The organism is Streptomyces durbertensis (assembly GCF_014156695.1).
In the GTDB taxonomy this organism is placed as follows: Bacteria; Actinomycetota; Actinomycetes; order Streptomycetales; family Streptomycetaceae; genus Streptomyces; species Streptomyces durbertensis.
The window spans coordinates 1-11,766 of sequence record NZ_WMLF01000144.1 but is presented as its reverse complement, the minus strand read 5'-3'; the positions used below and the strand labels follow the sequence as shown (position 1 = coordinate 11,766).

Annotated in this window: 5 protein-coding genes and 1 CRISPR repeat array; all 5 genes read right to left on the bottom strand. The window is 70.2% G+C overall.

Annotation, left to right across the window (positions count from 1 at the left end):
* A partial coding sequence (gene cas5e, locus GL263_RS12260) for a type I-E CRISPR-associated protein Cas5/CasD (protein WP_182855694.1) occupies positions 1 to 450 on the bottom strand: 450 nt, incomplete at its 3' end.
* On the bottom strand, positions 447 to 1,610 hold the full coding sequence (gene cas7e / locus GL263_RS12255; protein ID WP_182855693.1) for a type I-E CRISPR-associated protein Cas7/Cse4/CasC: 1,164 nt from the start codon (positions 1,608 to 1,610) through the stop codon (positions 447 to 449). The genes cas5e and cas7e, both read right to left, overlap by 4 nt.
* Before the next feature lie 70 nt (positions 1,611 to 1,680).
* Positions 1,681 to 2,298 carry a type I-E CRISPR-associated protein Cse2/CasB gene (gene casB, locus GL263_RS12250; RefSeq protein WP_182855692.1) on the bottom strand — a complete coding sequence of 206 codons (618 nt, stop codon included), beginning with the start codon at positions 2,296 to 2,298 and terminating at the stop codon, positions 1,681 to 1,683.
* Complete coding sequence (gene casA / locus GL263_RS12245; protein ID WP_182855691.1) at positions 2,291 to 3,982, bottom strand: type I-E CRISPR-associated protein Cse1/CasA; 1,692 nt, start codon at positions 3,980 to 3,982, stop codon at positions 2,291 to 2,293. Before casA ends, casB begins: the two co-directional genes overlap by 8 nt.
* A gap of 320 nt (positions 3,983 to 4,302) precedes the next feature.
* Positions 4,303 to 7,167 (bottom strand): CRISPR-associated helicase Cas3', encoded by a 2,865-nt coding sequence (gene cas3, locus GL263_RS12240; RefSeq protein ID WP_182855690.1) that lies wholly within the window; start codon positions 7,165 to 7,167, stop codon positions 4,303 to 4,305.
* A gap of 1,002 nt (positions 7,168 to 8,169) precedes the next feature.
* Positions 8,170 to 11,235: direct repeats of the CRISPR family, unit length 28 nt; unit sequence GGACGATCCCCGCGGGTGCGGGGCCGAG.
* Positions 11,236 to 11,766: the final 531 nt, after the last annotated feature.

The following is an 11,766-nucleotide window of genomic DNA, read 5'->3' as shown; positions in this document are numbered from 1 at the left end:
GGCGAGTGGGTAGGCGGGGTGGGAGAGGGCGTGGTGCAGGGTGGTGAGGAGCGCTGCCGGGCCCCGGACGGCGGCGAGGAAGACGGCGTCTTGCAGGTAGGTGCGGTGGGTGACGTGGGTGTGCTTGGCGGGGGAGGTCGGTCGTTGGACGCCTTTGGCGTTGACGGCTGCTGAGGGGAGGGCGTTGCCGCGGTAGTCGCTGACCGTGTGGTAGTCGCGGAGCGGGCTGCCTGGGCGGTCGATGCGCACGCCGAAGTCGAGTTCGACGAGGTCGAGGATGTCGGCGCCGCGGTCGCGTCCTTCAGCCGCGGCGAGCAGTCCTAGTACGCCGGACTTCGTCGGCTCGGGGCGGGTCTCCCGGTAGTTGAAGGCGCCGCGCTCGCCCCAGGCCTGGAGTGGGCCGGCGAGCCGGATCAGCAGTACCTGCGTGTCCTGGTCTGCTGTGCTCACTTCTCCTCCGTGGAGGTGGTTTGGGCGAGGCGCTTACGGAGTCCGGCCAGGAGGTCGGCCATGGGCTGGGACTCGCCGAAGGCGCGGGTGAGCGCCTGGGCGGCCTCTTGGGTGCGGGCGCGGGAGGCGTCGTCGGTGTAGGTGTGGCTGACGGCGGTGTAGAGCGGCTTGTCGCCCCACATGGCGAGGGCAGTGGAGTGCTCGTCGGCCAGACGGCGTGCGGAGACCGCCTGGATGCCGGCTTCGCTGGGCACCGGGTCTTCGAAGGCGGAGACCAGGTTGACAGGCTGGTCTCCGCGGACGACTACGGCCACGACGCTCGGCAGGGTCCGGTGGGCGAAGGAGTTCTGGTATCCGGTGGGGGCGGAACGGGTGAAGCTCAGGACGAACTGCTCCACGGCGTCCAGCGCCGCGTCGGCGTCACCACCGAGGTTGGCGGCGAGCTGGTGGAATCCCACGGTGGCGTAGCGGTAGAGGGTGGCGGAGTTGAACCCGACGGAGTCGATGTGCGCGGCCCCGGTCTCCTCCTTGGGGTTCTTGTCGTCGACCGCGGTGAAGTAGTCGAATTCCAGGTGCACCTCGTGTGTCGACAGTGCGTGGGCGACCTGTACGGCGGCGTCGACGTTCAGCTTCGGGATGTCGGCGACCATGCGGCCGAACAGCGCGACGGCGACAGGATGTCCACTTTGGAACTTCTCGGCTACGGGAAGCTCCTTGACCTCCTCCGCCATCTTGGCGTCGTCCAGGGAGGCGAGCTCTTCCTCTCGGCCGTGTACCAGTGCGGCAACCTCGTCGAGCTGGGCGTGGCCGTAGAACAGCAGATATGCGGTATCGCCGGCCTTCTTGCCCTTGCTGATGCCGAGTTGAGCCAGCAGGACGGTCGCGATCCGCTCGGCCTGCTCGTGACCCACGTTGCTGCTGCTGTCGATGCGATCGGCGAGTTCGGCGATGATCCGCTTGGTGCGGCTGGCCCGCTCCGGCTCCGGGAGACGACCGTCGAAGTCACGACGAGTGGCGTGCTTCCACGCCTGCGAGGAGACCCGGGAACGTCGTACTCCGCCGAACACGGCTTCCTTGGGTGCTCCTTGATCGTCACGGTTCATGTTGGCCGGCGGGACGGTCTGCACGATGTGCACGTCGATGTACAGGGGTGAGGTCATGGCTGGCTCCACTGGTGGTGTCGACGATGGGTACGCGGTGGCGCGTGCCCGCAGGGTGTGGGGGAGGGGTTCAGTCGCGGCTGAACGGGGTGCCCTCTGCGGTGGTGCGGCGAGGGCCGGTCCAGCCGTAGTAGTCCAGGCCCCAGCGTCTGCGGACGTGTGCGCGGGTGTGGGGGCGGGACCAGTTGTGCAGGTCCTTGACCAGCTGGTCGTAGTCCAGTGGCTGGTCGATGCCCTTCAGCTGTGTGATCAGCCCCCGCAGACGCAGCTGAAGGGCGTGGGTGGAACTGCTGGTGAACGCCTGCTGGAAGCGCGAGTCCACAGCTTCGGCGCTGGTTTTGGGGTGTCCGCGCAGGTGGCGCATGGCGCGTCCGAACGAGACCCCGCCCCGGTGCATGGGCCGCTCCGCGCTCTGCTGGTGCACGCCGAAGAGAGCGAGCGCGATGTGCTCGGCTTCCTGCTCTGGGGAGACCTCACCCCGGCGGGCGGCGAAGTCGTCCACGGGGCAGGTGTAGAAGCGGATCATGGGCAAGACGGTGCCGGCTGGGCGTCCCAGTCCCCGGCGAAGCAGGGCGAGGTCCTCACCCGGTGGGCGCTGCTCGGCCGGTGAGCCCTTCTTGCGCCAGGAGCCGTCGGTGGAGATGTACTTGTTCCAGACGCGTTGTGGGCGGGGCGGGGTGTCAGTCATCGCTGCCTTCCATGCCATCGGTCGCGCTGTCGCCGTAGCCGGCTTCGGCCGCGCGGTAGAGGATGCTCTTGCAGGTGTCCCGAAAGGACGCTTCGGCGAGGGAGGCGCGGTAGGTCCGCTCCTTCCCGGTGTTGTCCTCGACCGTGCGCCCGGCGTAGGCAGTGGCCGGAACGGCCCGGAGAAGGCGGTCGGCGATCCGCCACACGCGCCGCATCGCTTCCTTCTCCCAGGCGAGCTGACCGGCCTCCACCTTCTCCTCGTCGGCCGTCCGCAGGCCCACAAGTAGCCGTCGCACGAGGGGATCCAGGTCGTGTAGCAGCGCCTCGCTGGGGCGTTGCCCCTTGTTCCAGGGAATGGGCTCGGCACCCACGGCGCGGCGCAGATCGGCGGACAGGCGGTTCAGGGCGTTCCCGAGCTGGTCGGCCTGACCGGCGATCTCCAGGACCGCATCATGTACGGGGGTGTCGCTGCTCAGTGCGGCCAGGGGCAGCGGCAGCGCGTCGAACATGACGTCCTCGATGACCGCGGACTGGTTGCCGTACTCGACGCCGATCAACTCCACCCGCAGCGGGTACTGCTCACCGAGGTCCGCGCGCACCGCTCCTGCCTGGTCCAGCAACAGGCTCGTCGCGAACCCCTCCCTGGACTCCGTGGCCTCCACTTCCTGCCGGTCCACGGCAAGAAGCGCATCAAGCCCACGCCAGGCAGCCTTACCAGGCTGCAAACGCAACGGCCGCCGTGGCGGTAGCGGCTTCGTCTTCCCTCCGCGTTTCGGCTTTCCCGTCGCAGCCGTCCGCCACATGGTGTGCGGGTCGAACTCCGGGACGTGCGGCAGCCGATCGCCCGCCGCCAGAACCACACGGGTGACGCGTACTCCCTCCGCTCGGTCCTCGGGCAGCAGCCGGATGCGACGTGACTGCCAGGTCCACAACTCCAGCAGCCCCGCCGGAGCGCGCTCGGACTGCCACGTGGGCGTCGCCGAAGAGGGACGACGCCACGACGGGAGGTCATCGGAGCGCAGCGGCGGACCCACCGGGATATTGAGCAGAAGCGTCTCGTACAGCGTGCTGCCGACCGGCACGGTCACGCCCATCTGCCCCAAGGGGCCGGTGGGATTTCCTGTCGTCTTGCCCGCTTTTACGCGCGGGTCGCCGACCGCCCCCGTTTTGATCGCCGCGGTGTCCCAGCAGTGCGCGTGCAGCAGCCAGTGTGCCGCCTGGCTCGGCGTCAGCACTGGTGGATCAGCCTCGGTGCGGGCGCCGAACAGCGGCACGTTGTTCCCCGTCGCCTCGGTGGCGACCAGCAGCCCGACGCCCTTCGTCTCGTCCTTGGCCGTCCTGAGGCCGGCGACCTGAGCAAAGGGCTGCGCCGCATCGAAGAGATCGAACGTGTGCTCATCGAGATACGACCCCAAGCGATCACGCTGCTCGTCAGTCCACCGTTTCCTGCTGAACCAGCGCGCCCACTCCCGTTCGTCAGCGGGACGTCCCAGAGCATCCACCACGACAGGCAGCAGCAACTGCCGCAGCAATGCCGGTCTCACCGTCGCGAGCGGCACTACAAGATCACCCAGCTCGTGCGCCTCCAACAGCACACGACGCAACCCGTACGTGGCCGGCGCTGCCCCGCCGACCGGCATCGCGCACAGCCACGGTTCTCGGTCCAGCAGGAACGAAGGAGACATGCATCAACCTCTCAGTGCCGATGTAGGTCAACGCAGGGCGTACCCGCCCGCGTGCACGCAAGTGTCAAGTAGAGCAAGTAGTCAGGTAGTTGACGACTGAGAGCGAGCGTAGTCCCGTCCTAGCGCGACCGCTCGACTTCAGGGAAACTGGCCGGAAGTTGCTGATCAGTGACGGCCCCGCGAGATGCGGCTTCTGCCACGCACCCGCGGCGGGGATGCCCCTTAGTCGGGTAGGAGCGGCAGCTCGGCCCCGCAACCGCGGGGATCAGTCGTAGCGACGCTGCGACGGGGTCGGCAGCGCGCTGCCGACCCCGCTTCTGTCAGGCCACCTCTTCCTTCAGCCCGAGGCGTTCGTCGTAGCACAGCTGAGCGTCTCCGAGACGTGCACGGCGGTCCTCGTCCAGGACGAGCGCGCGTGCTCGTCGGAGCCAGGGATGTCCGTACCAGGCGGGGAGGGGTGTCAGATCTCGCGCGGCTTCGGAGAGCCCCTTGCTGGAGGGAAGCCGGACAGTGGAGCCGAGGACGTCGTCGAGTAGTTCGGGTGCGACGTCACCGTTGACGCTCAACGTCCGGCCATGAAGGGTGCGGTACGGCTGCCCTTCGCCGTGCCGGATGACCAGTACAACCTCGATGCTCTCGTCACCATCGCGCACGGCGGCCTGCAACTGTTCCTCCTTGTCACCGGAGGAGGCGCCACCGTAGTGGAGTCCGGCGAGCGTCGGCTTCTCGTGCTCGCCGTGCCGGGTCAGCAGGAACTCGCGGGCGGTGTCAGAGCGTCGCAGATCATTCTCCTCCTGCTCGCGGGCCGCGGCGCTGCCTGCCTCGCGCCAGCTGAGCGGCAGCAGCTCGGGATCCTGGTCGTAGACGCGCTTGACCAGGTCAGGAACGTTGCCGGGCACCGACCACTGGTGGCCGCCAGAGGGAAGCAGGGCGGCTGTGCGCAGCAGCAGGTGTCGACCGTAGATCTTCTCGCTCGCATAGAGGAAGGACGGCTCGACGTCCCTCCGCGGACAGAAGCCAGTGACGTACACCCGTGGCTGACGCAGCCCCTGCGGACGTGGAGTGGCCAGATGCCGGTGAATTCGGCCGAGGCGCTGGAGAAGCAGATCGATCGGAGCGAGGTCCGTGATGAGCAGGTCGGCATCGATGTCGAATGACTGCTCTGCGACCTGCGTGGCGACCACCACCAGCCGCTCACTCTCGGAGCGCCCACCACCGGGGCTCAACAGCTCAAGGACTTCCTCGGCGGACTCGGCGCGATCCGCCGTGGTGAACCGCGCATGCAACACACGCGTCTCACTCGCAGAGAACCGCTCCTGAAGCGCGAGGTAGAGGCTCTGTGCACGATCGACTGTGTTGCGGATGACCAGAGCCGCTCCGCCTCCGGCCAGCTCGCGGTCCAGCAGATCCACCACCGCCGAGTCTGCCGCGCTGCGAAGCCTCGTGCGTTCCTCCCTCGTGGCGTTCCGCTGCGGCAGTGCTTCAGCCAGGGTGTCCACCGTGACAAGCAGGTCCTCCTCGCGCCACGACGGCGCCGAACCCAGATGGAAACGCGGTGCCCCGTCCTTATCCAGGCAGGCGCCCGTCACGCACGGGTACCCAGTCGGGGCCGACACCTCCACGACGTACTCCTCACGAGAGGCAGCACCCGCCAGGTACGCCGAGACCAGCTGTTCCCTCTGCTTGGGCGGAAGCGTCGCCGACAACAGCACGACCGGGACCCGCGCCTGCCCCAACCACCGCAGCGCCTCCAGCAGAAACTGGCTCATGTAGACGTCGCAGGCGTGCACCTCGTCGAGAACCACGACCTTGCCGGCAAGCCCCGCCGCACGGAGCATCACATGCCGCGTCCGCGTGGCCGCGTACAGCAGTTGGTCGACGGTGCCGACGACAAACGGCGAGAGCAGGCCACGCTTTCCACCCAAGAACCACTCTGCCGGCGCCTGCCGTTCGACAAGCCCACACCCTGCTGTCTCGATGCCGTAGAGATGGTCGTCGATCCCGAGGTCATCCACGCTCTCGAACCGCCCGTCCGGGTCCGCTCCGCTGCCCTCCAGAAGCTCCTTCCACTCCGAGTTGAAGGACCGCTTGCCGTGCAGCAACGCCACCTGGGTCGCAAGCACGGGATCGACGGCCCGCAGCCACTTGCGGACGCGGGAGAACATCGGATCGCTCGTAGCCTGGGTGGGCATGCCGACGAAAACCCCGTCCGCCCCGAACCGAGCGGACAGAATCTCGGCCGCCATCAGGGCCGCTTCCGTCTTGCCCTCACCCATCGGCGCCTCAACCACCAGGATCCCAGGGCTTGCCAATGCGTGAGCTGCCTCCGCAACCATGGTCTGCGCGGCCCGCGGCGCATAGCCGAAACGGTCCTGGAACGCCTCCGGCCCCGGAACGGGAAGCCGACCCCAGCCGCCACGAAGGCCCAACTCCTGCCACGCGTTCTCCGCGCGCTTACGCGCGGCTGCCAGGGACAGGTCAGCCTCCTGGCCCTGACCAGGGAAATGCCTCTCGTCACTGGCGATCCAGTCGGCCATGACAATCAGGCCACTCAAGTTCAGCTGAAACGCGCGCGTCGGCGACGACTCCGGCTCGACGTCCAGAACGTCAGAGAACCCGAGTTCGCGAGTGAAGACATCGAGCACCGCGCGTTGCGTCTGCGGCCACGCCCCCTTGCCCCGCATCTCGCCCCTCGCCTGGCGTGGTTCCCGCAGACCACCCAGAGAAGGGAAGACGCCGTGGTGGCCGGCGATCAACGGCCAAACCCAATCAACCCGCTCCGGCCTCCAACCGGCCGTTTCCAGCGCCTCCTTGAGAATCAACCCACCGGCCTTGTCATGCCGCCAGCGGGACCGCTTCGCAGCGGCACCAACCAAAGACTCCCGCCATGTCAGCCCCGCCGCCTGCACCAGCGCAGCCCCTTCGGGCCACAAGCGCTGATGAGCGGGCGTCGCCTTTCCTACGTCATGCACACCGCACAGCCAGCTGAACAACCGACGACCCCGACCGGCACCACCCGCCAACCGGTCCAACGTGTCACGCGTCGCCGGAGAGAGGAAGCGATCCCAGAGCAGCTCCGCCACCGCGCTCGTATCAAGCATGTGCGCGAGGAGAAGGTTCAGCCTCCCGCCGGCACGCTCCTTCGACTTGCCCCAGATCACCCGCAACTCACGCGGAATCCCCATCTGCCCTCCAGGCCAACGCCGTTCAGATTCGCCAGAAGGCTAAGCGCCCACACTGACAACGAGCCCGAAACCACCGCTGACCAGCAACACTGCACTTAAGCGGCGCGCCAGCGGCAAGAACCGGACCATTCCCTCGGGTGCGGGTGCGGGTGCGGGTGCGGGTGTCGGGCCGAGCGGCCGGTGGCCACCTGGATGTCGTAGCCGCCAGGACTATCCCCACAGGCGCGGGGCCGAGGGATGCCCGTCCCGGGCCCCCACCACCGCGAGCGGACGATCCCCGCATGTGCGGGAGCTGAGCCAGCAGCAGACCGCCGAGGAGACCCGCTGATGGGACGATCCCCGCGGGTGCGGGGCCGAGACACCGACCCCCGTGGACACCAGGGCGATGTCCGGACGATCCCCGCGGGTGCGGGGCCGAGTCCGGTGGGTACGGAGTGGCGCGCCGAGAGGTCGGACGATCCCTGCGGGTGCGGGGCCGAGCCGCGGTCGTGGCCCATGACGGTCTGCCATGTCTGGACGATCCCCCCGGTTGCGGGGCCGAGGCCCACATCGGGCGTTCGCGGCCGTCGACGTCCGGACGATCCCCGCGGTGCGGGGCCGAGCAAGTGCAATCGGGCCCCGAGGGTCGGTGAAGCGGACGAGCCCCGCGGCTGCGGGGCCGAGACCGGGTCCGCCGCCACCTCACCGATCGGGATGGGACGATCCCCGCGTGTGCGGGGCCGAGAGTTCGCGGAGCGTGTTGGGGTGGACTTGAACGGACGATCCCCCCAGGTGCGGGGCCGAGCCCCTCGCGGAGGTCAAGCGGACGAACTGTGAAGGGACGATCCCCGCGGGTGCTGGGCCGAGTCACGATTGGGGGCCCGGTACGGACACAGGAACGGACGATCCCCGCGGGTTCGGGGCCGAGAGATTCTCGCACTCGATCCCGTAGAAGTGCCGGGGACGATCCCCGCAGGGGTGCGGGGCCGAGACAGAGCGGCCCTCGGCTCCACCCGGGGGCCGCGGACGATCCCCGCGGGTGCGGGGCCGAGCAGGCGCGTGAGCCGTTTCCCGCGCTGAACAGAGGACGATCCCCGCGGGTGCAGGGCCGAGGCCCACCGGGCGGACGGCTACATCCCCTACACAGGACGATCCCCGCGGGTGCGGGGCCGAGGAGCCCTGCCCCTGCCACGGCCAGCGGTACGTGGGACGATCCCCGCGGGTGCGGGGCCGAGAACGGTCGAGGAGATCGCATCGATGAGCAGGACGGACGATCTGCGCGGGTGCGGGGCCGAGTTGACGTACTGGGTTTCGTCGGCGGTGTCGAAGGGATTATCCCCGCGGGTGCGGGGCCAAGAACCTGGACACCGCGATGCCGACCAAGGACTACGGATGATCCCCGCGGGTGCGGGGCCGAGCCCCTGCGCCCCGCTCCCGCGGCCGTCCCCGCGGGAGCGGGGCCGAGACGTCGGCGTCGGTGTAGTGCGCGTTGATGGTGGGACGATCCCCGCGGGTGCGGGGCCGAGGGACTACCGTGCGGTCCTGTTGCTCACCGGCTGGGACGATCCCCGCGGGTGCGGGGCCGAGCTCCAGCACCCCGAGCCCACCGACGCCCGCCAGGGACGATCCCCGCGGGTGCGGGGCCGAGCCCTTGGGGAAAGCGGTCATCTCGTCCTCGGCCGGACGATCCCCGCGGGTGCGGGGCCGAGGCGCGCAGTGCGGCGATGTCGCCGAGGGAGAGGGGACGATCCCCGCGGGTGCGGGGCCGAGAACCAACTGCCTTGGCGTCTACACCCGCAATACGGACGATCCCCGCGGGTGCGGGGCCGAGGCCTGGCAGCGCTCGACCAGGTCGCCACGGTCAGGACGATCCCCGCGGGTGCGGGGCCGAGGTCAAGGTCACCGCCACCCGCGTGGAAAAGTGCGGACGATCCCCGCGGGTGCGGGGCCGAGACCTTCTTGGCCCTCAGACGCCCCTGCTCCGGGGGACGATCCCCGCGGGTGCGGGGCCGAGCGGTGCAGGGCGAGCACCGCGTAGTGCAGCCCGGGACGATCCCCGCGGGTGCGGGGCCGAGCCGCGAGCTGTAGGCGGTGCCGAGCCAGTGCACGGACGATCCCCGCGGGTGCGGGGCCGAGAGTGCGAAGCCCGAGAAAGGCCCAATGATGGGCGGACGATCCCTGCGGGTGCGGGGCCGAGGCCCCGGCACACACCGCGACGACATCCCGCCACGGACGATCCCCGCGGGTGCGGGGCCGAGGTAAGTCGGCGACGAGCGGTCGGCGGTCCGGGTGGACGATCCCCGCGGGTGCGGGGCCGAGTCACAGCGGGCGGTCTCCAGCAGCTGAGCCGCCGGATGATCCCCGCGGGTGCGGGGCCGAGCGGTGGACCAGCACCCTCACCCGCTTCGCTCACGGACGATCCCCGCGGGTGCGGGGCCGAGAACGACCGGCCTTCGGCCCGAGTACCACATGGAGGACGATCCCCGCGGGTGCGGGGCCGAGCTGCCCTGGGAGGACTTGGAGATCGTGGAGACCGGACGATCCCCGCGGGTGCGGGGCCGAGTGGCGCAGGCGTCCGCGGCGACGTGCCGAGAACGGACGATCCCCGCGGGTGCGGGGCCGAGCGCTGTCGTCTGCGCGGCCGTGGCCGCGCTCGCGGACGATCCCCGCGGGTGCGGGGCCGAGAGGGGAGTAGGCGGCGGCGATCAGCCGTGCGGCGGACGATCCCCGCAGGTGCGGGGCCGAGGCATGTGCGCGGACGCGCGGAAACGGGCCTTGAGGACGATCCCCGCGGGTGCGGGGCCGAGCCGTCGTGGCCCCGGACACCGTCCGGCCGTGGCGGACGATCCCCGCGGGTGCGGGGCCGAGGGACCGTAATCCGGCCCCAGAGTCACCCTCCCAGGACGATCCCCGCGGGTGCGGGGCCGAGCTTCAGGCTGTCTGCCGGGCCTGGTGCTGCAACGGACGATCCCCGCGGGTGCGGGGCCGAGACCACCGACGACCGGGACGGCACGCTGCTGCCGGGACGATCCCCGCGGGTGCGGGGCCGAGATGGACGACCGGTGGCTCGCGGTGTCCCCGCAGGGACGATCCCCGCGGGTGCGGGGCCGAGCGGGTCACCGTGGTGCGGCGGGACGGCACCGTCGGACGATCCCCGCGGGTGCGGGGCCGAGTCAGGGTCGGGAATATCGGACACAACAACCACCGGACGATCCCCGCGGGTGCGGGGCCGAGATCCCGGCCTCGACGATCCGGCGGCGGACGGCCGGACGATCCCCGCGGGTGCGGGGCCGAGCAGGGCCCGACCGGCCACGTACCAAACACGGCTGGGACGATCCCCGCGGGTGCGGGGCCGAGACACTCCATCATGAGCGGCCTACGGTCGAGGAGGGACGATCCCCGCGGGTGCGGGGCCGAGGCGCAGCCCGATGTCGGCGATGAGCTGGTCCAGGGACGATCCCCGCGGGTGCGGGGCCGAGGCCCACTCCTACCTGCGCCACGCCGCCAAGCCCGGACGATCCCCGCGGGTGCGGGGCCGAGGGTGTACGGGCTGCGTGCTCATGCGGGTGTCCCGGACGATCCCCGCGGGTGCGGGGCCGAGTGGGGCCGTCGCTGGCGGGCTATGGCACGGCCCGGACGATCCCCGCGGGTGCGGGGCCGAGCGACGGGAAGGGGGTGTCATGAGCCTCAGTCACGGACGATCCCCGCGGGTGCGGGGCCGAGCAGTGGGAGGACGTGGTCCGCGACCAGCTCGAGGGACGATCCCCGCGGGTGCGGGGCCGAGCCGGGCAGGCAGGGCGGTCCGGCGACGTGCTGCGGACGATCCCCGCGGGTGCGGGGCCGAGGCCGTGCTTCCGCACGGCACGGGACGCCTGGGAGGACGATCCCCGCGGGTGCGGGGCCGAGGCGCCGATCCGCCACACCTCACGACAAACGAGGGGACGATCCCCGCGGGTGCGGGGCCGAGGGCCTGGCAGACTGCGGGTACCTGCTGTACCAGGGACGATCCCCGCGGGTGCGGGGCCGAGGGAGACCCGCCGATCATGCCCACCACTGACCGTGGACGATCCCCGCGGGTGCGGGGCCGAGGCTTGCTGACCTGGCACTTTATCCGTGGTGCGTGGCGTTTTCGTTCGGTTGTGTTTGGCGGCGGGACGAGCACTCCTGTTCATGCGGTGCACAACTGGCGAGGCTTGGGCCCTTCCGGGTGCGGAGAAGGGAAACCACGAACGTCGCGGGCGCATCGGTCCGCCTCGAAGCCATCGCTCAACCTCCCGCTTCTTCCGCCGGCTGGCCAGGCATGACGGCCTTTCGGTGAGAGACTAGCGAAGCCGAGAGATCGCCGTTCGAGCCTGGGGTGACCCTCTGTAGTTGAGGGCGGATCTGCGTTGGAGCGTTTGGCGCGCCGGTGTGCTCGCTCGTGAGGTGCGGGAACCGGAAGGCCGCCGCTGGCTGCAGCGTCGCTCCCGTCGGCCTCAGGTTGCTTCTCTCGGTTGGGGTGGCAATTGCCTCACCGGGTCCGGCTGAGTGGGGTTGAGGCGGACGGAGTGGGATCGGGTGGGGTGGAGATGTCCGAGTCTGGGGGAAAGTCGCAGGTGAGAAGGGTCACCGGTTTGGGTT

Bases quoted from the DNA above. Each gene is read 5' to 3' on its own strand.
- cas7e (WP_182855693.1), bottom strand. From the start codon at position 1,610: ATGACCTCACCCCTGTACATCGACGTGCACATCGTGCAGACCGTCCCG.
- casB (WP_182855692.1), bottom strand. From the start codon at position 2,298: ATGACTGACACCCCGCCCCGCCCACAACGCGTCTGGAACAAGTACATC.
- casA (WP_182855691.1), bottom strand. From the start codon at position 3,982: ATGTCTCCTTCGTTCCTGCTGGACCGAGAACCGTGGCTGTGCGCGATG.
- cas3 (WP_182855690.1), bottom strand. From the start codon at position 7,167: ATGGGGATTCCGCGTGAGTTGCGGGTGATCTGGGGCAAGTCGAAGGAG.